Below are 25,284 nucleotides of genomic sequence, written 5' to 3' on the forward strand. Positions count from 1 at the left end.
AGAGAGATCGCGAGCATGACCGTGCAGACCGAACGGCCGCCCTCCGGCCCGGCGGACGTCCGCAAGGCGGACGACGGGGGACCCGGCAGGCCCACACCGCGAGCCGCGTCGAGCGCCGGCGCGCTCGCCCCGTACCTGTTGCTGCTGCCCGCCGTCGCGGCCACCGTGCTGCTGCTCGGCTGGCCGCTGCTGAAGGACCTGCTGCTGTCCTTCCAGAACCTCAACATGGCGCAGCTGATCCAGCACGTCACCGAGTGGAACGGCATCGACAACTACGAAGAGGTCCTCACCGGCGAGGACTTCTGGCGGGTCACCGTCCGCTCGATCCTGTTCACGGCGGTCAACGTCGCCCTGACCATGGTCCTGGGCGCGCTGGCCGGGCTCCTGCTCGCCCGCCTCGGCAAGCGGATGCGGTTCACCCTGATGATCGGCCTGGTGCTGGCCTGGGCCATGCCCGTGGTGGCCGCCACCACCGTCTACCAGTGGCTGTTCGCCCAGCGCTTCGGCGTCGTCAACTGGGTCCTGGACAAGCTCGGCTGGCACTCCATGGCCGACTACAGCTGGACCAGCAGCCAGATGTCGACGTTCTTCGTCGTCACGCTGCTGATCGTCTGGATGTCCGTCCCGTTCGTCGCGATCAACCTCTACGCGGCGACCACCACCATCCCCGGCGAACTGTACGAGGCCGCCGCCCTCGACGGCGCCGGCGCCTGGCGCAGCTTCACCACGGTCACCCTGCCGTTCCTGCGGCCGTTCCTCTACGCCACGACGTTCCTGGAGATCATCTGGATCTTCAAGGCGTTCGTCCAGGTCTTCACCTTCAACGGCGGCGGCCCCGACCGGCTCACCGAGATCCTGCCCGTCTACGCCTACGTCGAGGGCGTCGGCAACCAGCACTACGGCATGGGCGCGGCGATCGCGGTGCTGACCATCCTGATCATGCTCGGCCTGACCGCCCACTACCTCAGGATCGTGCTCAAGCAAGAGGAGGACGAGCTGTGAAGCGCTCGCTCTTCGGCCGCCTGTGGCCCAACGTCACGGCCGTCGTCCTGTTCGTCGTCTGCGTCTTCCCCGTGTACTGGATGTTCTCCACGGCGTTCAAGCCGACCGGCGACATCATCTCGGAGACCCCCGTCTGGTTCCCGGCCGACGTCACGTTCGAGCACTTCAGGACCGCGATCGACGCCGACCACTTCTGGACGTACGTCCGCAACTCGCTGACCGTCACCTGCCTGGCCGTCCTCTTCTCGCTGGTCATCGCGCTGGCCGGCTCCTTCGCCCTGGCGCGCATGCGGTTCCGGGGGCGGCGCGGCTTCGTCATCGGCTTCATGCTCGCCCAGATGGCGCCCTGGGAGGTCATGGTCATCGCGATCTACATGATCGTGCGGGACGCCTCCATGCTGAACAGCCTGGTGCCGCTCACGGCCTTCTACATGATGATGATCCTCCCCTTCACCGTCCTGACGCTGCGCGGCTTCGTCGCCGCCGTGCCGAAGGAGCTGGAGGAGTCGGCGATGGTCGACGGCTGCACCCGCGCCCAGGCGTTCCGCCGGGTCATCCTGCCGCTGCTCGCGCCGGGTCTGATGTCCACCTCCATGTTCGGCTTCATCACCGCGTGGAACGAGTTCCCCCTCGTCCTGGTGCTCAGCAAGGAAGCCGGGGGCGCGCAGACCCTGCCGCTGTGGCTGTCCAGCTTCCAGAGCCAGTTCGGCGACGACTGGGGCGCCACCATGGCCGCCTCCTCCCTGTTCGCCGTCCCGATCCTGATCCTCTTCGTCCTCCTGCAGCGCAGGGCCGTCAGCGGGCTCACCGCGGGCGCCGTGAAGGGATAACGCCACCCGATGACGACATTCACCACCGGCGCCGACACCCTCACCCGGGACGCGCTCGCCGTACTGCAGCCGGGCTTCGCCGGCACCACCGCGCCCGACTGGATCCGCCGCCGGCTGGCCGAGGGCCTCGCCTCCGTCGCCCTCTTCGGCCGCAACGTCACCACCGCCGAGCAGGTCACCGCCCTCACCGCGCAGTTGCGGGCCGAACGGGACGACCTGCTGGTCGCCATCGACGAGGAGAGCGGCGACGTCACCCGCCTGGAGGTCCGCACCGGCTCCTCCTTCCCCGGCAACCACGCCCTCGGCGCCGTCGACGACACCGGCCTGACCCGGGGCGTCGCCCGCGAACTGGGCCGCCGGCTCGCCGCGTGCGGGGTCAACCTCAACTGGGCGCCGTCCGCCGACGTCAACGCCGACCCCGACAACCCGGTGATCGGCGTGCGCTCCTTCGGCGGGGACACCGCCCTGGTCGCCCGGCACACCGCCGCCTACGTCGAGGGCCTGCAGTCCACCGGCGTCGCCGCCTGCACCAAGCACTTCCCCGGCCACGGCGACACCAGCGTCGACTCCCACCACGCGATCCCGCACATCGACCTCGACGCCACCACGCTCCACGAGCGCGAACTCCAGCCGTTCCGGGCGGCGATCGCGGCCGGCACCCGTGCCGTCATGAGCGCGCACATCCGGGTGCCGGTCCTCGACCCCGAGCGCCCGGCCACGCTCTCCCGCCGCATCCTCACCGACCTGCTGCGCGGCGAACTCGGCTACCAGGGGCTGATCGTCACCGACGGCATGGAGATGCGCGCCATCTCCGGCACCTACGGACTGGAGCACGGGGTCGTCCTCGCCATCGCCGCCGGCGCCGACGCGATCTGCGTGGGCGGCGGGCTGTGCGACGAGGGCACCGTGCAGAGCCTCCAGGAGGCGCTGGTCGCCGCCGTGCGCTCCGGCGAACTCCCGGAGGAGCGGCTCGCTGACGCAGCCGCCCGGGTGCGCGCCCTGGCCGACTGGACCGCCGCCGTACGACGCTCCCCGGACGCGGCCGTCGGACCCGAGCCGGAGATCGGCCTCACCGCGGCCCGCCGCGCGGTGACCGTCACCCGCCCCGCCGGCTCCGCGCCGGTCACCGGACCGGTGTACGTGGCCACCTTCAACCCGGCCCCGAACATCGCCGTGGGCGACGAGACCCCGTGGGGCGTCGGCGCGGAGCTGGAACGGCTGCTGCCCGGCACGGCCACCGGTCACTTCACCGGCCCCGACGCCGGGCAGGAGGCGCTGAAGGCGGCGGCCGGCCGGCGCGTCGTCGCCGTGGTCCGCGACGAGCACCGGCACCCGTGGATGCGCACGGCCCTGGACACCCTGCTCACCGCCGCCCCGTCCACCGTGGTCGTGGAGATGGGCGTGCCGCAGTCCCCGCCGCGCGGCGCCCCGCACATCGCCACGCACGGCGCGGCCCGCGTCTGCGGTGTGGCGGCGGCGGAGGCGGTCGTCGCGGGCTGATCCCCGACGCCCTCCACTCCGTCACGGGTGGATCTTCTTCCCCTCGGCGAGCATGGCGACGAACTTCTCGATCCGGGCCGCCCGCGTCCGCGGCCGCTCGGCCTCCTCGATCCGGTGCAGGATCGCACAGCGGTTGCGGCTGTCGAGGGCGCCGAAGAAGTCACCGGCCGCGGGCGCCGCGTCCAGCGCCGCCCGCAGGTCGTCGGGGACGGTCGCCGTGCTCCGGCTCGCGTACGCGGCCTGCCGGCGGCCGTCCGCCCGCGCCCGCTCCACCTCGCGCAGCCCGGACGGCCGCATCCGCCCCTGCGCGATGAGGCCGAGGGCCTTCTTCCGGTTGACCACCGACCACCGGCTGCGCGGCCGGCGCGGAGTGAAGCGCTGCAGCCAGTGGGTGTCGTCCAGTCCCTTCCTGTGCCCGTCGATCCAGCCGTGGCACAGCGCCGACTCCAGGGCGGTGGCGTAGTCGACCCCGGTGATCCCGGACCCCTTCCTCGGGATCCTCAGCCACACCCCGTCGGCGTCGTCCTGATGCTCCTCCAGCCACGCCTCCCAGTCCTCCTGCGTCTCGAAGGCGACCACGGGCTCCACCACACCGTCTGCTTCACCGGACATGCGCCCATGCAACCGGCCCGGGCGGGTCCGGGTCGACGCGGGCGTGCGGCACGGCGGTCGGGCGACGCGGCCGGGCGGATCCGGCCCCCTCACGAGGGCTCCCTCCGTGAACGGCGCGGTCCCCGGCGGCGCGCCGGATATCCGGGGGACACCGGGGCAGACGTCACGTTGTGCGAGCACCGCGATGGCGGACCGTGTCGTTATTGGGCCGAACGGGTGACCATGAGTAAGAATTGCCCGATGCAGACAGTCAGCGCGACAGGGGACGGAGCATGCCGGTGAACAGCCACGACGTCACCGACGAACAGTGGGAGGGGCTCGCCCAGGTCGTTCCGCTGCGGGGCCGCGACGCATGGCCGTCCGCGGTGGGCCACCGCGCCCTCCCCGAGGCCGCGACGGAGGCGCGCCGCCGGTTCGTCGTCCTGCGCGTGAACGTGTTCGCGGACGCCCGCGACGTCGCCGAGACGATCATGTCCGGCATACCGGTCCTGCTGGACCTGACCAGCGCGGAGACCGAGGTCGCCAAACGGGTCCTGGACTTCAGCACGGGCGTCGTCTTCGGTCTGGCCAGCGGAATGCACCGGGTCGACCGCAACGTCTTCCTGCTGACCCCGGCCGGCACGGAGGTCACGGGGCTGATGGAGGGAGTGGGGGTCCCGGGCGTCTGAGCCCGTCGCCCGATCGTGGGAAGGCCCGCCGAGCGGAACGGTTCGCCCCGCACCGGACCCCTTAGCGTCTCGCCCATGACCACCCCTGCCTCCCCGCCCCGCCCGGCCACCGCCCCGTCGCCCGCGCCCCCGGCCCCCGGCGGGCGCCCCCGGCTGTCGCGGATCACCGAGCTGCGGTTGTCCGCCTTCGCCGGCCATCGCGGTGTCGGCCTGCCCCTGGGAGCGCTCACCCTGCTCGCCGGACCCAGCGGCAGCGGAAAGACCACCGCCCTGCGGGCGTACGAGGCGCTCGCCCGGCTCGGCGGCGGGGCCGAACTGGGGGAGGCGTTCCCGGAACCCGGCGCCTGTGTGCCGGAGCGGGCCCGCCCCGACGCCCAGCGCCGCCGGGGCTTCCGCATCGGCTGCACGGCCGACGGTCCCGAGGGGCCGGTCCGGCTGGAGGTCGCCGTACAGGCCGAGCCGGCGCTGCGGATCGCGGGGGAGCGGCTGACGGCCGACGGGACGGTCCTGCTGGAGACCGCCCTGCGCGACCCCGGCCGGCGTACCGTGCAGGCCGCCTGGCACACGGCCGGGGCGGCCCCGGTGACCCGTGCCCCGCTGCCGGACGACCGGCTCGGCACCGCCCTGCTGCCGCTGCGCGTCGCCGGCAAGACCCCCGGCCAGCGCAGGGTGCTCGCCGCCGCCGAGCAGATGGTGGTCGCCCTGCGGTCCGTCTTCCCCTGCGACCCCCGCCCCGAGCGGATGCGCGGCCCCGTCCCGGCCGGCACCGGACGGCTGCTCGGCGGCTGCGACAACCTCGCCGACGTGCTGTGGCGCACCCGCGCCGAGTGCGGACGCCGGCACGCCCTCCTCGTGGACGCGGTGCGCGCCGGGTGCGCCGGCCCGGTCACCGACCTGCTCGCCGAGCCGTACGACGCCGGCCGCCTGGTCCGCGCCCTCCTCGACCGGGGCGACGGCACCCGCACCGAGCTGCGGCGCCTCGGCGACGGCGAGCTGCGCTACGCCGCGCTCGCCCTGGTGCTGCTCACCGGCCCCGGCGTGCTGGAGGTCGACGCGCCCGGCGAGGTCCCCGCCGCGCTCCAGACCCTCACGGTCCTCGCCGACGGGCTGGACCGGGCACTCGATCCGGGACAGCGGGGCGAACTGCTGCGCCTGGCGGCGCGGATGTGCGAGCGCGGGCACATCCGGCTGGTGGGGGCGGTCAGCGACGCCTCCTGGGCGGCGGGGACGAGCGGGGTGACGGTGGTACACCTGGACCGTGACCGATCCCCACGACACCGGACGTCCCCGTGAACCCCTCGACCTCGCGGGGCTCCGGCACCGGCTCGCCGAGTTCGCCGCCGCGCGGAACTGGCAGCCGTACCACACCCCGAAGAACCTCGCCGCCGCGCTCAGCGTGGAGGCCTCCGAACTCCTCGAGATCTTCCAGTGGTCGACCCCCGAGGAGTCCGCCCGCGTCATGGACGACCCGGACACCGCGCACCGCGTACGCGACGAGGTCGCCGACGTCCTCGCGTATCTGCTCCAGTTCTGCGAGGTGCTCGGCGTCGACCCGCTGGCCGCGCTGGCCGCGAAGATCGACCGCAACGAGCACAGGTTCCCGGCGGAGGAGTCGAATCGTCACTCTCCGTGAGGGAAAGGCGGGTCGTGTTCGCATCGTTGTCCGCAGATTTCGGTCTTCCTCTGGCTTTTTGTCTCACGTTCCCTCACTCTGGGTAGTGGACAGGGGAGTTCAACGGATGCGGACGCGTGGGCAGCGCGTCGGACAGACGGGGGCAGCGCATGGACGCTGTGCGGCTCATCGTGACGAGCAGGCGTGCCCTGGCCGCGGGCGGCGGCGCAGGAGAGCTGCTGACCGAGGTGTGGCAGGCGCAGGCCCTGGCGCAGGCGATAGGGAGCCGCCTCGCCGTCGCCGGCCCGCCCGAACTGCGGGGCGAGGCGCTGGGGTTGACCGAGCTGGCGGGCCGTGGCTGCGGAGTCCTCGACGCCCCGGAGCTCGGCCCGGACGAACTGCGCGCGGCCCGGCTCGCCGAGCTGGGCGAGCCCCGCCCGGTCCTGATGCACCTCGGCGGTCTGCTCGGCGAGGTCGGCATCGCCCTGGTGGGCATCGCCTCCTCCGCGGACGACGAGGCGACGTACTGGCAGTGCATGGAGGCCATCGACGCGGCGGACGAGTCCCGCGACCGCGTCCTGGAGATGCTCCGCAAACTGACCTCCCACGACGAGCCCCTGCCGGAACGGGAAGCCGGCTGACCCCCGCCCTCCGCGGGCGGTCGTGCCGCAGGGCGACGGGGGTCCCCCGCTCGAGCGGAGCCGGGAGCGGGGGAGGGCGTGCGCGCCGGCACCCCGCGAACGCCGGGCCGCGCCCCCGCCCCCGGCCCGCACCGGGCACCTCGCAAACGCCCCCGGCGCCGACGCGGCGCACCCCCGTGGGGCCGAGCTGCGCGAACCCGCCCCGGACCGTGCAGGATGGAGCCATGGATCTTCGCATCTTCACCGAACCCCAGCAGGGCGCCACCTACGACACCCTCCTCACCGTCGCCAAGGCCACCGAGGACCTCGGCTTCGACGCCTTCTTCCGCTCCGACCACTACCTCAGCATGGGCTCCTCCGACGGCCTGCCCGGCCCCACCGACGCCTGGATCACCCTCGCCGGCCTCGCCCGCGAGACCAAGCGCATCCGGCTCGGCACCCTGATGACCGCCGGCACCTTCCGCCTCCCCGGCGTGCTCGCCATCCAGGTCGCCCAGGTGGACCAGATGTCCGGCGGCCGGGTCGAGCTGGGCCTGGGCGCGGGCTGGTTCGAGGAGGAGCACAAGGCGTACGGCATCCCCTTCCCCAAGGAGAAGTTCGCCCGCCTCGAGGAGCAGCTGGAGATCGTCACCGGCCTGTGGGCCACCGAGACCGGCAAGACCTTCGACTACCACGGCGCCCACTACGACCTCACCAAGTCGCCCGCGCTCCCCAAGCCGGCCCAGGCCAAGGTGCCGGTCCTCATCGGCGGCCACGGCGCGACCCGCACCCCGCGGCTCGCGGCCAGGTTCGCGGACGAGTTCAACATGCCCTTCGCCTCCGTCGAGGACACCGCGACGCAGTTCGGCCGGGTCCGCGACGCCGCCCGGGAGGCCGGCCGCGACCCGGGCGACCTCGTCTACTCCAACGCCCTGGTCGTCTGCGTCGGCAAGGACGACCAGGAGGTCGCCCGCCGCGCCGCCGCGATCGGCCGCGAGGTCGACGAGCTCAGGGCCAACGGCCTGGCGGGCTCCCCGGCCGAGGTCGTCGACAAGATCGGCCGCTACGCCGAGACCGGCTGCAGCCGCGTCTACCTCCAGGTCCTCGACCTGCACGACCTCGACCACCTGGAGCTGATCTCCACCCGGGTCCAGTCCCAGCTGTCGTAACCACGAGCACCGCACCCCACGGGGCCGTCCGTACGCACGGGCGGCCCCGCCGCACGCGCCCGGAAATTCCCGGGGCTTGCCGGGCCGTTCCCGGTACGTTGGCACCGCACGCCCGAATCCGGCGTGTACCCGCAGTTCAGAAGGGTTTCGAGGTGTAACCACCGTGTTCCTGACGATCAGTACCACCGGCTCCCCACAGCGCCCCGCGACCGACCTCGGTTTCCTGCTGCACAAGCATCCCGGGAAGGCGCAGGCGTTCTCCACGTCCTACGGCACGGCGCACGTCCTCTACCCCGAGGCGGACGCCGAGCGCTGCACGGCGGCGCTGCTGCTGGAGGTGGACGCGGTGGCACTGGTCCGGCGCGGCAAGGGCAAGGGCCGCGGCGGCGCCCCCGACGCCGCCCTCGCGCAGTACGTCAACGACCGCCCGTACGCGGCGTCCTCCCTGCTCGCCGTCGCGCTGAGCGGTGTCTTCTCCAGCGCGATGCGCGGTGTGTGCGCCGCCCGCCCGGAACTCCCCGCGCAGCCGCGCCCGCTGCGCGTCGAGGTGCCCTCGCTGCCCGCCCGCGGCGGCCCCGGACTCGTCCGCCGGCTCTTCGAGCCGCTCGGCTGGGCGGTCACCGCCGAGCCCGTGGCCCTGGACGCCGAGTTCCCCGAGTGGGGCGACTCGCGGTACGTGCGCCTGGTCCTGGAGGCGGAGACGCTCACCCTCGCCGAGGCCCTGCGCCACCTGTACGTCCTGCTCCCCGTCCTCGACGACGCCAAGCACTACTGGGTCTCCCCCGACGAGGTCGACAAGCTGCTGCGCGCCGGTGAGGGCTGGCTGCCCGGGCACCCGGAGCAGAAGCTGATCACCAGCCGCTACCTCTCCCGCCGCTGGTCGCTGACCCGCCAGGCCACGGAACGCCTTGAGCTGGTCCGGCTGGCCGAGGCCGACGACAGCGACGTCGAGGAGATCGACAACGCCGTGGCGGCGGAGACGGAGACGGAGGAGAGGCCGGCCCCGCTCGCCGTGCAGCGGCGGGAGGCGATCCTCGCCGCGCTCCGCGCGTCCGGCGCCGCCCGGGTGCTCGACCTCGGCTGCGGCCAGGGACAGCTCGTCCAGGCACTGCTCAAGGACCCGTCCTTCACCGAGATCGTCGGCGTCGACGTGTCGGTGCGGGCGCTCACCATCGCCTCCCGGCGGCTGAAACTGGACCGCATGGGAGAGCGGCAGGCGGCGCGCGTCCAGCTCTTTCAGGGATCACTGTCCTACACCGACAGGCGGCTGAAGGGCTACGACGCCGCCGTGCTCAGCGAGGTGATCGAGCACCTCGACCCGCCCCGGCTGCCCGGCCTGGAGTACGCGGTGTTCGGCGCGGCCCGCCCCCGCACGGTCCTCGTGACCACCCCCAACGTGGAGTACAACGTGCGCTGGGAGACCCTCCCGGCCGGCCACGTCCGGCACGGCGACCACCGCTTCGAGTGGACCCGCGGGGAGTTCCGCGCCTGGGCGGCCGGGGTGGCCGGACGGTACGGCTACGCCGTCGAGTTCATGCCCGTCGGACCGGACGACCCCGAGGTCGGGCCGCCCACCCAGATGGCCGTGTTCACGGCCGGCACCGTGAAGGAGGCGAAGGCCGCATGACCGCCACCGCCGTGACCCCGCGACCGCAGGGCCGCGCTCTGCCCGTCACCGACCTCTCCCTCGTGGTGCTCGTCGGCGCCTCCGGGTCGGGCAAGTCCACCTTCGCCCGCCGTCACTTCAAGCCCACCGAGGTCGTCTCCTCCGACTTCTGCCGCGGCCTGGTCGCCGACGACGAGAACGACCAGAGCGCGTCGCGCGACGCCTTCGACGTCCTGCACTACATCGCCGGCAAGCGGCTGGCCGCCGGCCGCCGCACCGTCGTCGACGCGACCAACGTGCAGCAGGACGGCCGGCGGCAGCTGATCGAGCTGGCCAGGAAGCACGACGTCCTGCCGATCGCCATCGTGCTCGACGTGCCCGAGGCGGTGTGCGCCGAGCGCAACGCGGCCCGCACCGACCGCGCCGACATGCCCCGCCGGGTGATCCAGCGCCACACCCGCGAACTCCGCCGCTCCCTGCGCCACCTGGAGCGCGAGGGCTTCCGCAAGGTGCACGTGCTGCGCGGCGTGGAGGAGGTCGAGCACGCCACCGTCGTCACCGAGAAGCGGTTCAACGACCTCACCCACCTCACCGGCCCCTTCGACATCATCGGCGACGTCCACGGCTGCGCGGCCGAGCTGGAGGCGCTGCTCGGCAAGCTGGGCTACGTCGACGGCGCGCACCCCGAGGGCCGCACGGCCGTCTTCGTCGGCGACCTCGTCGACCGCGGCCCGGACAGCCCCGCAGTGCTGCGCCGTGTGATGGCCATGGTGAGATCGGGCAGCGCCCTCTGCGTGCCCGGCAACCACGAGAACAAGTTCGGCCGCCACCTCAGGGGCCGCAAGGTGCAGCACACCCACGGACTCGCCGAGACCATCGAGCAGATGGCGGGCGAGAGCGAGGAGTTCCGCGCCGAGGTGCGGGAGTTCATCGACGGACTGGTCAGCCACTACGTCCTCGACGGCGGCAGGCTGGTGGTCTGCCACGCAGGACTGCCGGAGAAGTACCACGGCCGCACCTCCGGCCGGGTCCGCAGCCACGCCCTCTACGGCGACACCACCGGTGAGACCGACGAGTTCGGCCTGCCCGTGCGCTACCCGTGGGCGGAGGACTACCGCGGCCGGGCCGCCGTCGTCTACGGCCACACCCCCGTCCCGGAGGCGACCTGGCTCAACAACACCATCTGCCTGGACACCGGCGCCGTCTTCGGCGGCAAGCTCACCGCGCTGCGCTGGCCGGAGCGGGAACTGGTCGACGTACCGGCCGAGCGGGTCTGGTACGAGCCCACCCGCCCGCTGCGCACCGAGGCCCCCGGCGGCCACGAGGGCCGCCCGCTGGACCTGGCGGACGTGCACGGGCGCCGCTTCGTCGAGACCCGGCACCACGGCCGGATATCGGTCCGCGAGGAGAACGCCGCCGCGGCCCTGGAGGTCATGAGCCGCTTCGCGATCGACCCGCGCCTGCTGCCGTACCTCCCGCCGACGATGGCGCCCACCGCCACCTCGCGCCTCGACGGCTACCTGGAGCACCCGGTCGAGGCGTTCGCCCAGTACGCGCGGGACGGCGTGGCCCGGGTCGTGTGCGAGGAGAAGCACATGGGCTCCCGCGCGGTCGCCCTGGTCTGCCGCGACGCCGGCGTGGCCGCCCGGCGCTTCGGCGCCGGCGGAGGGGAGACCGGTTCGCTGTACACCCGCACCGGCCGCCCCTTCTTCGACGACGCCTCCGTCACGGAGGAGGTCCTCGGCCGGCTGCGCACGGCGGTCACCGAGGCCGGCCTGTGGGACGAACTCGCCACCGACTGGCTGCTGCTGGACGCCGAACTGATGCCGTGGTCGCTGAAGGCCTCGGGCCTGCTGCGCTCCCAGTACGCGGCGGTCGGCGCCGCCGCCGGCGCGGTCTTCCCGGCCGCCCTGGCCGCCCTGGAGGGCGCCGCGGCCCGCGGCGCGGACGTCGGGGACCTGCTCGGCCGTCAGCGCGAACGGGCCGACGCCGCCTCGGCGTTCACCGACGCGTACCGCCGCTACTGCTGGACCACCGACGGCCTGGACGGCGTCCACCTGGCCCCGTTCCAGATCCTCGCCGTCCAGGGCCGCAGCCTCGCCGCCCTGCCCCACGACGAGCAGCTCGCCCTCATCGACCGCACGGTCGAGCACGACACCACCGGGCTGCTCCGGACCACCCGCCGCCTCTACGTCGACACGGCCGACCCCGAGTCCGTGCGCGCCGGAGTCGACTGGTGGCTGGAGATGACCGGGCGCGGTGGCGAGGGCATGGTCGTCAAGCCGGTCGGCGCCCTGGTGCACGGAGAGAAGGGACGCCCGGTGCAGCCCGGGATCAAGTGCCGGGGCCGCGAGTACCTGCGGATCGTCTACGGCCCCGAGTACACCCGACCGGAGAACCTGGCCCGCCTGCGCAACCGCTTCCTCGACCACAAGCGCTCCCTCGCCCTGCGCGAGTACGCCCTCGGTCTGGAGGCCCTGGACCGCCTCGCCGGGGGCGAGCCGCTGTGGCGGGTCCACGAGCCGGTCTTCGCCGTGCTGGCCCTGGAGTCGGAGCCGGTGGACCCGCGGCTGTGACGGACGGACGCGCACCGCGGTCCGGTCCTGCCGGGGCGCCGCACGCTCCGCCCGGACCGGGCCGGTGCGTGCGGCGCCCATGCGCGGACCCTCCGGGGCGACGGCGGTCCCCCCCCGTGTCCCCCGCCGGGCCGTCCCCGGCCTCTCCGTGCTCCCGGGGGCCCGGAACGCCCCGCCGGCTCCGGGCGGCGGCGTCGTGCCCGTCGCGGTGCCGTCCTCGGGGTCCGGCCGGGGCGCCGCGCGGCCGGCGGAAGCGGATCTTCGGGCCCCGGGAGCCCGGGGACAGGGGTGAACCCGGGTCCGGGCGGTCAGGATGAAAGGCATGACCTACCACGTCGACTCCGAGGCCGGCCGGCTCCGCCGCGTCATCCTGCACCGGCCCGACCTCGAGCTCAAAAGGCTCACCCCCAGCAACAAGGACGCCCTGCTCTTCGACGACGTGCTCTGGGTGCGCCGGGCGCGCGCCGAGCACGACGGGTTCGCCGACGTCCTGCGCGACCGCGGCGTCGTCGTCCACCTCTTCGGCGACCTGCTCGCCGAGACGCTGGACCTCCCCGAGGCCCGCGCGCTCGTCCTGGACCGCGTCTTCGACGAGAAGGAGTACGGCCCGCTGGCCACCGATCACCTCCGCGCCGCGTTCGAGACGCTCCCGGCGCCCGAGCTCGCCGAGGCGCTGATCGGCGGGATGACCAAGCGGGAGTTCCTGGACGCCCACCCGGAACCCGTCTCCGTGCGCTTCCACGCCATGGAGCTCGACGACTTCCTGCTCGGCCCGCTGCCCAACCACCTCTTCACCCGCGACACCTCCGCCTGGATCTACGACGGTGTCGCCGTCAACGCGATGCGCTGGCCGGCCCGGCAGCGCGAGACCGTGCACTTCGAGGCGATCTACCGGCACCATCCGCTGTTCAGCGCGGAGCCCTTCCACGTCTGGTCCGAGGGACAGGCCGACTACCCGTCGACCATCGAGGGCGGGGACGTGCTGGTCATCGGCAACGGCGCGGTGCTGATCGGGATGAGCGAGCGGACCACCCCGCAGGCGGTGGAGATGCTCGCGCACAAGCTGTTCGCGGCCGGCTCCGCCGAGACCATCGTCGCCCTCGACATGCCGAAGCGCCGCGCCTTCATGCATCTCGACACCGTGATGACGATGGTCGACGGCGACACCTTCACCCAGTACGCGGGCCTCGGCATGCTCCGCTCGTACACCATCGAACCGGGCGCGGGGGACAGGGAGCTGAAGGTCACCGACCACCCGCCGGAGCACATGCACCGCGCGATCGCCGCCGCGCTGGGGCTCAGCGAGATCCGGGTGCTGACCGCCACCCAGGACGTCCACGCCGCCGAGCGCGAGCAGTGGGACGACGGCTGCAACGTCCTGGCCGTCGAGCCGGGCGTCGTCGTCGCCTACGAGCGGAACGCCACCACCAACACGCACCTGCGCAAGCAGGGCATCGAGGTGATAGAGATCCCCGGCAGCGAGCTGGGCCGGGGCAGGGGCGGGCCGCGCTGCATGAGCTGTCCCGTCCAGCGGGACGCGGTACAGGGTGCCGTATAGAAATACAAAACTTCGTATATACTTCCAAGGGTTCGTGTCCCCCATCCCTGGAGCACCCCCATGGCGACTGTTCCGACCGCCCTCGCCGGCCGCCACTTCCTCAAGGAGCTGGACTTCACCGCGCAGGAGTTCCTCGGCCTGCTGGAGCTGGCCGCCGAGCTGAAGGCCGCCAAGCGGGCCGGGACCGAGCACCGGTACCTGCGGGGCAGGAACATCGCGCTGATCTTCGAGAAGACCTCGACGCGCACGCGCTGCGCGTTCGAGGTGGCGGCCGCCGACCAGGGCGCCTCGACGACGTACCTCGATCCGTCCGGCTCGCAGATCGGCCACAAGGAGTCCGTGAGGGACACCGCGCGGGTGCTGGGCCGGATGTACGACGGGATCGAGTACCGGGGGGACAGCCAGGCCAAGGTGGAGGAGCTCGCGGCGTACGCGGGGGTGCCGGTCTTCAACGGGCTCACCGACGACTGGCACCCCACCCAGATGCTCGCCGACGTGCTCACGATGACCGAGCACAGCGCCAAGCCGCTCCCGGAAGTCTCCTTCGCCTACCTCGGCGACGCCCGCTTCAACATGGGCAACTCCTACCTCGTGACCGCGGCCCTGCTGGGCATGGACGTCAGGATCGTCGCCCCCAAGGCCTACTGGCCCGCCCAGGAGATCGTCGACCGGGCGCAGGAGCTGGCCGCGTCGAGCGGGGCGCGCGTCACGCTCACCGAGGACGTGGCCGAGGGCGTCGCGGGCGCCGATTTCGTCGCCACGGACGTCTGGGTCTCCATGGGGGAGCCCAAGGAGGTCTGGGGCGAGCGGATCGAGGCCCTCGCCCCGTACGCGGTGACCATGGACGTCCTGCGCGCCACCGGCAATCCGGACGTCAAGTTCCTGCACTGCCTGCCCGCCTTCCACGACCTCGGCACCGAGGTCGGCCGGGACGTCTTCGAGGCCCACGGCCTCACCTCCCTGGAGGTGACCGACGAGGTCTTCGAGTCGGCGCACTCGGTGGTCTTCGACGAGGCGGAGAACCGTATGCACACGATCAAGGCGGTCCTGGTGGCGACCCTCGCCTGAGTCCTCGCGTCCCGCTCAGAGAGGGCCCCGCCGGCCCGGCAGCCGGAACCACACCGCCTTGCCGGACTCGGTGGGGCGGTGACCGCAGGACGAGCTCAGGGTGCGGATCAGCAGCAGCCCCCGCCCGTGCTCCTGCCAGGGGTCGGGCACACCGAGGGCCGGGCGGGTGAGGTCGCCGGGCGGCGCCGGGTCGGCGTCGTGCACCTCGACCTGGCAGCCGGCCGGCAGCAGCCGCACCACCAGCTCTATCGGGGTGCTCCCGGAGGTGTGCTCCACGGCGTTGGCCACCAGCTCCGCCGTCAGCAGCTCCGCCGTGTCGCAGTCGGCGGCGTGCTCCCGCTCGGCCAGTGCCGTACGGACCAGCGCACGGGCCACGGGCACCGCCGCGGTGGTGTGCGGCAGCGCTACGCGCCAGGAGGTGGAGGCGGGGGATTCGTACACGGCGGGTCCGTTCGTGGAGCGGGTGCTCCTGTTTTTTCGGCTGCCCATGGTACGGCGCACCCGGCGCGGCCCTTCGAGGGGGCGGGCCCCGGGGCCCGGCCGGGGCGTCCGGCCCCGGCGGCGGACGGCCCACCCGGGCCGACGCCCCGCCGCGCGCGCCCGCTCCCGCCGTCACCCGCGTGCCGACGAGCCGTGACGGACGTGACGGCGCCCGAACGGCGTATCGCGCACCCGTGACGGCAGTCACCGATGAGTGATAAATTCATGGGGCAGAACTCACTGAGCAGCGCAGTGCCCGCCCCAGGAGGCCGCCCTCATGAGTCCCTTCACCGGCTCCGCCGCCCGCACCGCGCGCTGGGAGCATCTGCGCGTCGGCCTCGCCGACGGCGTCGCCACCGTCACCCTCGCCCGCCCCGACAAGCTCAACGCGCTCACCTTCGGCGCCTACGCCGACCTGCGCGACCTGCTCGCCGAGCTGTCCCGGGAGCGCGCCGTGCGGGCCCTGGTGCTGGCCGGCGAGGGACGCGGCTTCTGCTCCGGCGGCGACGTCGACGAGATCATCGGCGCCACCCTCGCCATGGACACCGCGCAGCTCCTGGACTTCAACCGGATGACCGGGCAGGTGGTGCGGGCGGTACGGGAGTGCCCGTTCCCGGTGATCGCCGCGGTGCACGGAGTGGCGGCGGGCGCCGGCGCGGTCCTCGCCCTGGCCGCCGACTTCCGGGTCGCCGACCCCGGCGCCCGCTTCGCCTTCCTCTTCACCCGGGTCGGCCTGTCGGGCGGCGACATGGGCGCGGCGTACCTCCTGCCCCGCGTGGTCGGCCTCGGCCACGCCACCCGGCTGCTGATGCTGGGCGAGACGGTGCGCGCACCGGAGGCCGAGCGCATCGGCCTGATCAGCGCGCTCGCCGACGAGGGCGGCGCGGACGAGGCCGCCCGCACCCTGGCCCGCCGCCTGGCCGACGGCCCCGCCCTGGCCCACGCCCAGACCAAGGCCCTCCTCACCGCCGAACTGGACATGCCCCTGTCGGCGGCGATCGAACTCGACGCCTCGACCCAGGCCCTGCTCATGAACGGCGAGGACTACGCGGAGTTCCACGCGGCCTTCACGGAGAAGCGCCCCCCGAAGTGGCGAGGGAGGTAGGGGATGTTCTCGACCCGGGGTCCCGCGGTCCCCCCAGGGACGCGGGACCGTCGCGAATCCGCGGCTGCCGCCGCGCGGGCGCGACGAGCCACGGGGGCGCCGCGCCCGCCCCTCCGCGTGGCGGTCGTCGGCGGAGGCCCCGGCGGCCTCTACACCGCCGCCCTGCTCAAACGCCTGGCGCCCGACCGCCAGGTCACCGTGTGGGAACGCAATGCTCCCGAAGACACCTTCGGCTTCGGCGTCGTCCTCTCCGACGAGACCCTGGGAGGGATCGAGCACGCCGACCCGGAGGTCCACGGAGCCCTCCAGCGGGCCCTCGTCCACTGGGACGACATCGACATCGTCCACCGGAACACCCGCCACACCTCCACGGGACACCGTTTCGCCGCCCTCGGCAGGCACCGCCTGCTGGCGATCCTGCACGAGCGCTGCCGCTCCCTCGGGGTCGACCTGCGCTTCGGCGCCGAGGCGCCCGACCCGGCCCGGCTGACGCGGGCGTACGACCTGGTGGTGGCCGCCGACGGAGTGCACAGCGGTACGCGCGAGGCGTTCGCCCACGTGTTCCGGCCCCGGATCACCACGCACCGCTGCCGCTACATCTGGCTGGCCGCGGACTTCGCCTTCGACGCCTTCCGCTTCGAGATCGCCGAGACCGAGCACGGCGTGATGCAGCTGCACGGCTACCCCTACTCCCGCCCGTCGCCCGGCCACCACTCCTCGACGAGGCCCTCCGGGCCGCAGGACCAAGGCGCCTCCACCGTGATCGTCGAGATGCGCGAGGAGGTGTGGCGCGCCGCCGGATTCGACGGGACCGACACGGGCGAGTCGGTCGGGCGCTGCGCCAAGATCTTCTCCGACGCGCTCGGCGGACGCCCGCTGAGGTCCGGCGACTCGGCGTGGACCACCTTCCGCACGGTCGTCAACGAGCGCTGGTCGCACGGCAACGTCGTGCTCCTCGGCGACGCCGCCCACACCGCGCACTTCTCCATCGGCTCCGGCACCAAGCTCGCCGTCGAGGACGCGCTGGCGCTCGCCGCGTGCCTGGACGAACAGCCGTCGACGGAGGCCGCGTTGACCGCGTACGAGGCGGAGCGCCGGCCGGTCGTCGCCTCCACCCAGCGGGCCGCCCGCGCCAGCCTGGAGTGGTTCGAGAACCTGCCCCTGTACCTCGCCCAGCCGCCCCGCCGGTTCGCCTTCAACCTGCTCACCCGCAGCCGCCGCGTCACCCACGACAACCTGCGGCTGCGCGACGCCCGCTTCACCCGGTCCGTGGAGCGCGAGTTCGGCTGCCCGCCCGGTACGCCCCCGATGTTCACCCCCTTCCGGATGCGCGGACTGACCCTGCGCAACCGGGTCGTCGTCTCGCCCATGGACATGTACTCGGCGACCGACGGCGTCCCCGGCGACTTCCACCTGGTGCACCTCGGCGCCCGCGCGCTGGGCGGCGCCGGGCTGGTGATGACCGAGATGGTGTGCGTCAGTCCCGAGGGGCGCATCACGCCCGGCTGTGCGGGCCTCTACACCGGCCGGCAGGCCGAGGCGTGGCGGCGGATCACCGACTTCGTGCACACGCGGGCGCCCGGCACCGCGATCGGCGTGCAGCTCGGCCACAGCGGCCGCAAGGGCTCGACCAAGCCGATGTGGGAGGGCATGGACGAGCCGCTCGACGACGGCAACTGGCCCCTCGTCGCCGCCTCGCCCCTGCCGTACCGGCCGGGCGGTCAGGTGCCGCGCCAGCTGTCCCGGGCCCAGCTCACCGATCTGAGGGAACAGTTCGCGGCCGCCGCCGTGCGGGCCGCACGGGCCGGCTTCGACCTGCTGGAACTGCACTGCGCCCACGGCTACCTGCTCTCCGGCTTCCTCTCCCCGCTCACCAACCACCGCACCGACGCCTACGGCGGCTCCCCGGAGAAGCGGCTCCGCTTCCCGCTGGAGGTGTTCGACGCGGTGCGCGCGGTGTGGCCAGGCGACCGGCCGATGACCGTGCGGATCTCCGCCACCGACTGGGCGGAGGGCGGCACCACGGCCGAGGACGCGGTCGTGATCGCCCGTGCCTTCGCCGCGCACGGCGCCGACGCGATCGACGTGTCGACCGGGCAGGTCGTGGCCGACGAGACACCGGAGTTCGGGCGCTCGTACCAGACCCCGTTCGCCGACCGGATCCGGCACGAGGCAGGCGTCCCGGTGATCGCGGTCGGCGCGATCTCCTCCTGGGACGACGTCAACTCCCTGATTCTGGCCGGGCGCACGGACCTGTGCGCACTGGCCCGCCCGCACCTCTACGACCCCCACTGGACGCTCCACGCGGCGGCCGAGCAGGGCTACGAGGGTCCGGGCGCGGTCTGGCCCGCGCCGTACCTGGCGGGCAGCAGACGACCCCGGACCGGCCGCACGGACGCGCCCAGGCCCCGTCTCGGCCTCGGGGGCTGACCCCGGACGTCACGGACCCCGGCCGCCGGACCGTCCCGTGCCCCGCCGGCACCGCGCGGGCCGCGCCGGCCGGCTCCCACGGGATCCGCGGCTCCGTGCGCAGGACCGGCGCCGGGCCGCTACAGGCCGGCGAACACCGCCCCCGCCTCCCGCAGCCGCTCGTGCAGGGAGCGGAAGACGGCCGCCGAGCGGGTGCCCGGCCAGTCGGCGGGGAGCAGGGCGGCGGGCAGGCCGGGGTCGGCGTAGGGGAGGTGGCGCCAGGAGTCCAGGGCGAGGAGGTAGTCGCGGTAGGCGTCCTCGGGCGGGGTGTCCGCGCGCCGCTCCCAGGCGCGCAGCACCGGTGCGTGCCGGTCCAGGAACGCCTCGTGCTGCTCGGCGATCCTGGCCAGGTCCCACCAGCGGGCGACCGCCTCGGCGGTGGGCGCGAAGCCCAGGTGCTCGCCGCGGAAGAGGTCGACGTAGGCGTCCAGGCCCAGGCGCTCCAGGGTGTGCCTGGTCTCCTCGTACAGCCGCGCGGGGGCGATCCACACGCCGGGGGCCGCCGTGCCGAAGCCGAGGCCGGACAGCCGGGAGCGCAGGACGTGCCGCTTCTGCCGTTCGGACTCCGGGACGGAGAACACGGCGAGCACCCAGCCCTCGTCCGCGGGCGGATCGGTGGCGTACACGCGCCGGTCGCCGTCGTCGAGCAACTGACGTGCCTCGGGCGACAGTTCGTACCCGGCCGCACCCTGCTCGGTGCGCGCGGGGACCAGCAGGCCGCGCCGCTTGAGCCGGGACACCGAGGAGCGGACGGACGGGGCGTCCACGCCGACCGCGGCCAGCAGCCGGATCAGCTCGGCGACGGATACCGGGCCCGGTACGTGGCGGCCGTACGCGCCGTAGAGCGTGACGATGAGAGATCTCGGAGCGTGGGGGGCTTGCTGGTCGGACACGTTGATCATCTTAGGTCGTATACGGACGGCGGGATTCCCCGGCGTCACGCAGGGTCTTTCCCGCCCCCGGCGGGAGCGCGCAGCCGGAACCGCTGGAGCTTGCCGGTGGCCGTGCGGGGCAGGGCGTCCACGAACACGATCTCCCGCGGGCACTTGTACGGCGCGAGCTCGGACCTCACGAAGGCGCGCAGCGCCTCGGCGTCGCGTTCCGCGCCCTCCTCCAGGACCGCGTACGCCACCACCACCTGACCGCGCGCCTCGTCCGGCCGCCCCACCACCGCCGCCTCGACGACGTCCGGGTGGCGCAGCAGGGCGTCCTCGACCTCGGGGCCCGCGATGTTGTACCCGGCCGAGATGATCATGTCGTCGGCGCGGGCGACGTACCGGAAGTAGCCGTCGGGGTCGCGGACGTAGGTGTCGCCGGTGATGTTCCAGCCGCCGCGCACGTACTCCCGCTGGCGCGGGTCGGCGAGGTAGCGGCAGCCGACGGGGCCGCGCACCGCGAGCAGTCCCGGTTCCCCGTCGGGCACGGGCGTGCCGTCGGCGTCCTGCACGCGCGCCTGCCAGCCGGGGACCGGGACCCCCGTCGTGCCGGGGCGGATCGCCTCGTCGGCGGCGGAGACGAAGATGTGCAGCAGTTCGGTGGCGCCGATGCCGTTGATGATCCGCAGCCCGGTGCGCTCGTGCCAGGCCCGCCAGGTGGCGGCGGGCAGGTTCTCGCCCGCCGAGACGCAGCGGCGCAGCGACGCGAGGTCGTGGCCGTCGAGGGCGGCGAGCATCGCGCGGTAGGCGGTGGGCGCGGTGAACAGCACCGACACCCGGTGCGCGGCGATCGCGGGCAACAACTGGGCGGGGTGCGCCTGTTCGAGGAGCAGTGCGCTCGCCCCGGCCCGCAGCGGGAACACCACCAGGCCGCCGAGTCCGAAGGTGAAGCCCAGCGGGGGACTGCCGGCGAACACGTCGTCCGGCACCGGCTTCAGCACGTGCCGGGAGAAGGTGTCCGCGATCGCCAGCACGTCCCGGTGGAGGTGCATGCAGCCCTTGGGGCGCCCGGTGGTGCCGGAGGTGAAGGCGATCAGCGCCACGTCGTCGGCCGCGGTCGGCACGGCCTCGTACGGTGTCGTGGGCGCCGGGCGGTTCAGCAGGTCGCCGGGGGAGTCGCCGCCGTAGGTGGTGAGGGAGAGGCCCGGCACGCCGGCCTTGGCGAGGTCGTCGACGGACCGGACGTCGCACAGGGCGTGGCGGACCTCGGCGATCTCGCAGACGGTGCTCAGCTCGTGCGGGCGCTGCTGGGCCAGCACGGTGACGGCGATCGCGCCCGCCTTCAGCACCGCCAGCCAGCAGGCGGCCAGCCACGGGGTGGTGGGGCCGCGCAGCAGCACCCGGTTGCCGGGGACGACCCCGAGGTCACCGGTGAGCAGGTGCGCGAGCCGGTCCACGCGGGCGCGCAGCTCGCCGTAGGTCCAGGTCGTGCCGGCGGGGGTGCGGAACGCCGGGCGGCCGTCGGGCGGGCCGTGCAGCAGTTCGGCGGCGCAGTTCAGCCGGTCGGGGTAGCGCAGTTCCGGCAGGTCGAAGCGGAGCTCGGGCCACTGGTCGGGTGGCGGGAGGTGGTCGCGGGCGAAGGTGTCGACGTGCGCGGTGACCCGTGGATTCATGACGGTCCGCCCCCTTGGCGTGGTGGGCTCGCATCCGGAGCGTAGCGCGTTGGTGACGGCAGTCAACGGTCCGCGATAACCTCGGGAGTGGCCCAGCGGCGAGGGAAGGGACCGGCGATGACCGCATTCTCGCTCGAACCGGCGCGGCTCGCCTGGTGCGCCGAGCTGCGCGCACTGGCCGCGGACCGCCTGCGGCCCCTGGCCGGGAAGGGCGAACCCGGCCGGGTCGACCGCGCCCTGGTCGCCGAACTGGGCGCCCTCGGCCTGCTGTCCCGCCTCTTCGACTCGGGCGCGCTCGACCTGTGCCTGATGCGGGAGTCCCTGGCCCACGCCTGCACCGAGGCGGAGACCGCCCTGGCCCTCCAGGGCCTCGGCGCCCACCCCGTCCACACCCACGGCACCCCCGCCCAGCGGGCCCGCTGGCTGCCCGGGGTGAGGGACGGCAGCGTCGTCGCGGCCTTCGCGCTCAGCGAGCCGGGCGCGGGCTCGGACGCGGCGGCACTGTCGCTGACGGCGGAGCCGGCCGCCGGCGCCGCCCCGGGGCGGGGCTGGCGGCTCACCGGGGAGAAGCGCTGGATCTCCAACGCCCCCGACGCCGACTTCTACACCGTCTTCGCCCGCACCACCCCCGGCGCCGGCGCGCGCGGCGTGACCGCCTTCCTGGTGCCCGCCGACCGACCCGGCCTCACCGGCAGCCGCCTCGACATGCTCTCCCCGCACCCCGTCGGCGCCCTCGCCTTCGACGCCGTACCGGTCACCGCCGACGACGTGCTCGGCGAGACCGACCGGGGGTTCCGGGTCGCCATGGACACTCTCAACCTGTTCCGCCCCAGCGTCGGCGCCTTCGCGGTCGGCATGGCACAGGCCGCCCTGGACGCGACCCTCGCCCACACCGCCCGGCGGGACGCCTTCGGCGGCAAGCTGAAGGACCTCCAGTCCGTCGCCCACCAGGTCGCCGAGATGGCGCTGCGCACGGAGGCGGCCCGGCTCATGGTGTACGCGGCGGCGACGGCGTACGACGAGGGCGCCGCCGACGTCCCCGGGCGCTCCGCGATGGCGAAACTGCTGGCCACCGAGACCGCGCAGTACGTCGTCGACAGGGCCGTCCAGCTGCACGGCGCCCGCGCCCTGCAACGCGGGCACCTGCTCGAGCACCTCTACCGCGAGGTCCGCGCTCCCCGCGTCTACGAGGGGGCGAGCGAGGTCCAGCGGGGCATCATCGCCAGGGAGCTCTACGGGAACCTGGAGGACCGGTGACCGCCGAGCGCGTCAACCCGCCCGCGCTCTCCCCGCCGGCCGGCTTCTCGCACGCCGTCGTCGCCACCGGATCCCGGCTGGTGTTCCTGGCCGGCCAGACCGCCCTCGACGCCGGCGGCGAGGTGGTCGGCGACACCCTGCCCGAGCAGTTCGCACGGGCCCTCGCCAACCTCCTGACCGCCCTGCGCGCGGCCGGCGGCGCCCCCGCCGACCTGGCCCGCGTCACCGTCTACGCCACCGACGTGGCCGCGTACCGCGCCCACGCCCGCGAACTCGGCCGCGTCTGGCGGGAGCTGGCCGGCCGCGACTACCCGGCGATGGCGGTCGTCGGGGTGGTCCGGCTGTGGGACGAACGGGCCCTGGTCGAACTCGACGGCTTCGCCCTGCTGCCCTGACCGGCGGACCGGCGGACCGGCGGAGCGGCTCAGGCGGCGACCGCGAGCCGGTCGGCGGGGACCCGGTGCGGGGCGATCACCCGGCCGTCGGGGAGCGGCTCGCCGGTGTCGTCGAAGACGATCGCACCGTCGCACAGCAGGCTCCAGCCCTGCTCGGGGCGGGCGGCCACCACATGTGCGGCGGCGTCATGGGCACGGGGCAGGAAGACCGGTGGGCACACACGGCGCACCTCCGCACAGGTGGAACGATCCGAAGGGCCCGAACGGCCGTATGCACCGACCGTGCCCGGGCCGCGCCTGCCGCGGAACCGCCCGCCGGGAAACGTGACAGCCCCCGGACGTTCCCGGGACGGTTCCCCGACGGCCGGGGCCGACTCGCCACCGAAGGGGTGACGATGACTGGCCCGGGGCCCCCGCGCCGGGTACTGGTGGAACCCCTCATTTCGCTCATTTCGGGAGGTTCCCCATGTCCGTACGTCCCGTCCTCGGTGTCGCGGCCGGTGCCGCGCTGCTGCTGCTCGGTTTCGCCGCGGCGGCCCCCGCGCCGGCGTCGGCCGCCCCCGTCGCCCCCGCGGAGTCCGTGACGGTGGACGAGGAGGGCCGGATGGCCGACGGCTCCGTCACCCTCTCCGGTACCTATCGCTGCCTCGGCGGCGACGGACCGGTCTTCGTCAGCTCCTCGGTCGGCCGGCCCTCGTCCGACGTCCGGTACTCCGTCGGCGGCACCCGCGCGGTGTGCGACGGCAAGGAGCACCGCTGGGAGAACACCGGGACCGTGCCCGCCGGCGCCCTCGAGGCGGGCCGGGCCCACGTCGAGGCCACCCTCTTCGAGCTGCGCCCCGGCGGACTCCTCCTGCTGCCCGTCCTCCACGCCGTCGGGCACCGGGACGTCACCCTGGTCCAGGGCTGACCCGCGGATCCCCGCTCACGACTCGCCGGCGGGCCAGTCCAGCAGGCGGGCGCCGATGACCGCCGTCTGGAGCACGTAGCGGTGGGAGGGGTCCGACGGGTTGGCGCCGGTGAGCTTGTGGATGCGCTCCAGGCGGTACGTCAGCGCGCGCACGCTCAGCGAGAGCCGTCGGGCCGCCTCCGCGGCGACACAGCCGGAGTCGAAGTACGCGGTGAGCGTGTCCAGGAGGGGCACGGCGCCGCCGCGGGCCGTGGTCAGCGGCCCCAGGGTGTTGTGCACCAGGTCGGCCATGGCCTGGCGGTCGCGCGCCAGCACGGGGTAGACGAGCAGGTCGGAGGCGTGCAGCACCGGATCGTCGAGCCCCAGCCGCTCGGCTATCTCCAGTGAGCTGAGGGCCTCCTCGTAGGACTGGACGACACCGCCGGGACCCGACTGCGGGCGGCCGACGGCGACCTGGCCGCCGTCGGTGGCGGCGTGCGCCTGCTTGGCGAAGTAGGTGAGCACCTCCCGCTGGTGCCCGGGCGCGACGCACAGCAGCCGTCCGTCCTTGGTGGTGAGCAGGATGCTGCGGTCGCCGAACCGGGAGATCAGGGCGCGTTCCACCTGCCGCGGCACCGGGTCGCCCTCGTCGTAGGCGACCGCACCCCGGGCGACCGCGACCGCGTGCTCGTGGGACAGCCGCAGCCCGAAGCGCTCGGCACGCTCCGCCAGCCTTCCCAGGTCGCTGCGGCCGTAGAGCAGGTCGTCGATGAACTCCCGCCGCGCCGCCTCCTCCTGACGCACCGCCAACCGCTGCGACCGCTCGTACCCCTCGGCGAACGCGTCCACGACCTGCTGCACGGCCGCGAGCGCCCCGTCGGCCGAGTTCGCCCCGCGCGGCCACGCCTCGCGGGCGCCGGACAGGTGCGCGCTGACGAGGGACCGCAGACCGAAGCCCGCCTCCGCGGCCTGTTCCCCCAGGGCCCGCCGGGAGGCGATCTCGTCCCGGGTGAGGCGCCTGCCGGTGGCCGCGACCTCGGCCAGAATGCGGGCATATCCTTCCAGATACTGCTCCGGGATCTCCCGTTCGGTCACGTATTCCCCCCGATTCTTGACGCTTCCCTAACGTGTCGGTTGTGTCACACCGGCATCAAGACCCTAATGAATGTTGCCGGATTCCGGCAATGCGCGAGTGTGCCCGGAGCGGGCAGCATGGTCCGCGGGGAGCACCGCGGATGGTTCCGGTGCCGGGCACCGGCAGGCGCCCGGCGCCGGTACCCGGAGGGGAGCGGTGTCACCCCCCTTGACGTGAACGGCGAA

At 73.9% G+C, this 25,284-nt stretch carries 22 protein-coding genes and 1 pseudogene; 17 read left to right on the plus strand and 6 right to left on the minus strand.

The features are described 5' to 3' along the window. The first annotated feature begins 15 nt into the window (after positions 1-15). Genes ACZ8ZB_RS26225 through ACZ8ZB_RS26235 form a run of 3 tightly spaced genes read left to right on the plus strand, consistent with a single transcriptional unit; the run spans position 16 to position 3,332 of the window. Complete coding sequence (locus tag ACZ8ZB_RS26225; protein ID WP_470740080.1) at positions 16-1,002, plus strand: carbohydrate ABC transporter permease; 987 nt, start codon at positions 16-18, stop codon at positions 1,000-1,002. Continuing rightward, positions 999-1,832: a carbohydrate ABC transporter permease gene (locus ACZ8ZB_RS26230; RefSeq protein WP_470740081.1), complete on the plus strand. Its 834-nt coding sequence runs from the start codon at positions 999-1,001 to the stop codon at positions 1,830-1,832. The genes ACZ8ZB_RS26225 and ACZ8ZB_RS26230 overlap by 4 nt, the downstream gene beginning before the upstream one ends. Before the next feature lie 9 nt (positions 1,833-1,841). After that, positions 1,842-3,332: a glycoside hydrolase family 3 protein gene (locus ACZ8ZB_RS26235; protein WP_470740082.1), complete on the plus strand. Its 1,491-nt coding sequence runs from the start codon at positions 1,842-1,844 to the stop codon at positions 3,330-3,332. A 21-nt stretch (positions 3,333-3,353) separates the two neighbouring features. On the opposite strand, the gene ACZ8ZB_RS26240 is transcribed toward ACZ8ZB_RS26235, so the two are convergent. After that, positions 3,354-3,944 (minus strand): YdeI/OmpD-associated family protein, encoded by a 591-nt coding sequence (locus tag ACZ8ZB_RS26240; protein WP_470740083.1) that lies wholly within the window; start codon positions 3,942-3,944, stop codon positions 3,354-3,356. 272 nt (positions 3,945-4,216) lie between these two features. Here ACZ8ZB_RS26240 and ACZ8ZB_RS26245 point away from each other — a divergent pair, with 272 nt between their 5' ends. The 9 genes from ACZ8ZB_RS26245 (at position 4,217) to argF (ending at position 14,821) form a co-directional block, all read left to right on the plus strand. Next, positions 4,217-4,612, plus strand: coding sequence for a cell division protein SepF (locus ACZ8ZB_RS26245; protein ID WP_470740084.1), 396 nt, complete (start codon positions 4,217-4,219; stop codon positions 4,610-4,612). A gap of 75 nt (positions 4,613-4,687) precedes the next feature. After that, positions 4,688-5,905, plus strand: a complete 1,218-nt coding sequence (locus ACZ8ZB_RS26250; RefSeq protein WP_470740085.1) for an ATP-binding protein — start codon at positions 4,688-4,690, stop codon at positions 5,903-5,905. Then, the gene (locus tag ACZ8ZB_RS26255; RefSeq protein ID WP_470740086.1) at positions 5,871-6,245 is read left to right on the plus strand and encodes a nucleotide pyrophosphohydrolase; all 375 of its coding nucleotides are present in this window, start codon (positions 5,871-5,873) and stop codon (positions 6,243-6,245) included. The genes ACZ8ZB_RS26250 and ACZ8ZB_RS26255 overlap by 35 nt, the downstream gene beginning before the upstream one ends. A gap of 149 nt (positions 6,246-6,394) precedes the next feature. Then, complete coding sequence (locus tag ACZ8ZB_RS26260) at positions 6,395-6,865, plus strand: DUF6099 family protein (protein ID WP_470740087.1); 471 nt, start codon at positions 6,395-6,397, stop codon at positions 6,863-6,865. 224 nt (positions 6,866-7,089) lie between these two features. Continuing rightward, a complete protein-coding gene (locus ACZ8ZB_RS26265) occupies positions 7,090-8,013 on the plus strand; it encodes an LLM class F420-dependent oxidoreductase (RefSeq protein ID WP_470740088.1) in 924 nt (307 codons plus the stop codon). A gap of 163 nt (positions 8,014-8,176) precedes the next feature. Then, complete coding sequence (locus tag ACZ8ZB_RS26270; RefSeq protein ID WP_470740089.1) at positions 8,177-9,640, plus strand: 3' terminal RNA ribose 2'-O-methyltransferase Hen1; 1,464 nt, start codon at positions 8,177-8,179, stop codon at positions 9,638-9,640. Then, on the plus strand, positions 9,637-12,195 hold the full coding sequence (locus tag ACZ8ZB_RS26275) for a polynucleotide kinase-phosphatase (RefSeq protein WP_470740090.1): 2,559 nt from the start codon (positions 9,637-9,639) through the stop codon (positions 12,193-12,195). Before ACZ8ZB_RS26270 ends, ACZ8ZB_RS26275 begins: the two co-directional genes overlap by 4 nt. Before the next feature lie 322 nt (positions 12,196-12,517). Further along, positions 12,518-13,753: an arginine deiminase gene (locus ACZ8ZB_RS26280; RefSeq protein ID WP_470740091.1), complete on the plus strand. Its 1,236-nt coding sequence runs from the start codon at positions 12,518-12,520 to the stop codon at positions 13,751-13,753. Positions 13,754-13,813: 60 nt separating this feature from the next. Beyond that, the gene (gene argF / locus ACZ8ZB_RS26285) at positions 13,814-14,821 is read left to right on the plus strand and encodes an ornithine carbamoyltransferase (protein WP_470740092.1); all 1,008 of its coding nucleotides are present in this window, start codon (positions 13,814-13,816) and stop codon (positions 14,819-14,821) included. A 15-nt stretch (positions 14,822-14,836) separates the two neighbouring features. On the opposite strand, the gene ACZ8ZB_RS26290 is transcribed toward argF, so the two are convergent. After that, a complete protein-coding gene (locus ACZ8ZB_RS26290; RefSeq protein WP_470740093.1) occupies positions 14,837-15,310 on the minus strand; it encodes an ATP-binding protein in 474 nt (157 codons plus the stop codon). 268 nt (positions 15,311-15,578) lie between these two features. Between ACZ8ZB_RS26290 and ACZ8ZB_RS26295 the strand changes: the two genes are divergently transcribed. Then, complete coding sequence (locus tag ACZ8ZB_RS26295; protein WP_470740094.1) at positions 15,579-16,406, plus strand: enoyl-CoA hydratase family protein; 828 nt, start codon at positions 15,579-15,581, stop codon at positions 16,404-16,406. Positions 16,407-16,409: 3 nt separating this feature from the next. Beyond that, positions 16,410-18,836: a bifunctional salicylyl-CoA 5-hydroxylase/oxidoreductase gene (locus tag ACZ8ZB_RS26300; RefSeq protein WP_470740095.1), complete on the plus strand. Its 2,427-nt coding sequence runs from the start codon at positions 16,410-16,412 to the stop codon at positions 18,834-18,836. A 119-nt stretch (positions 18,837-18,955) separates the two neighbouring features. Here the strand turns inward: ACZ8ZB_RS26300 and ACZ8ZB_RS26305 are convergent, their stop codons facing one another. Continuing rightward, positions 18,956-19,777 carry a PaaX family transcriptional regulator gene (locus ACZ8ZB_RS26305; RefSeq protein ID WP_470740096.1) on the minus strand — a complete coding sequence of 274 codons (822 nt, stop codon included), beginning with the start codon at positions 19,775-19,777 and terminating at the stop codon, positions 18,956-18,958. Positions 19,778-19,812: 35 nt separating this feature from the next. Then, on the minus strand, positions 19,813-21,423 hold the full coding sequence (locus ACZ8ZB_RS26310; protein WP_470740097.1) for an AMP-binding protein: 1,611 nt from the start codon (positions 21,421-21,423) through the stop codon (positions 19,813-19,815). 117 nt (positions 21,424-21,540) lie between these two features. Here ACZ8ZB_RS26310 and ACZ8ZB_RS26315 point away from each other — a divergent pair, with 117 nt between their 5' ends. After that, positions 21,541-22,680 carry an acyl-CoA dehydrogenase family protein gene (locus tag ACZ8ZB_RS26315; RefSeq protein ID WP_470740098.1) on the plus strand — a complete coding sequence of 380 codons (1,140 nt, stop codon included), beginning with the start codon at positions 21,541-21,543 and terminating at the stop codon, positions 22,678-22,680. Next, complete coding sequence (locus ACZ8ZB_RS26320; protein WP_470740099.1) at positions 22,677-23,075, plus strand: RidA family protein; 399 nt, start codon at positions 22,677-22,679, stop codon at positions 23,073-23,075. The genes ACZ8ZB_RS26315 and ACZ8ZB_RS26320 overlap by 4 nt, the downstream gene beginning before the upstream one ends. 29 nt (positions 23,076-23,104) lie before the next feature. Here ACZ8ZB_RS26320 and ACZ8ZB_RS26325 read toward each other — a convergent pair. Next, a pseudogene (locus ACZ8ZB_RS26325) lies at positions 23,105-23,298 on the minus strand (DUF5999 family protein). A 243-nt stretch (positions 23,299-23,541) separates the two neighbouring features. Between ACZ8ZB_RS26325 and ACZ8ZB_RS26330 the strand changes: the two are divergent. Beyond that, positions 23,542-23,985 (plus strand): DUF6299 family protein, encoded by a 444-nt coding sequence (locus tag ACZ8ZB_RS26330; RefSeq protein WP_470740100.1) that lies wholly within the window; start codon positions 23,542-23,544, stop codon positions 23,983-23,985. 15 nt (positions 23,986-24,000) lie between these two features. Here ACZ8ZB_RS26330 and ACZ8ZB_RS26335 read toward each other — a convergent pair whose 3' ends face one another. Next, positions 24,001-25,059 (minus strand): PucR family transcriptional regulator, encoded by a 1,059-nt coding sequence (locus ACZ8ZB_RS26335; RefSeq protein WP_470740101.1) that lies wholly within the window; start codon positions 25,057-25,059, stop codon positions 24,001-24,003. Positions 25,060-25,284 lie beyond the last annotated feature (225 nt).

It is taken from the genome of Streptomyces sp. 12E (assembly GCF_055633275.1).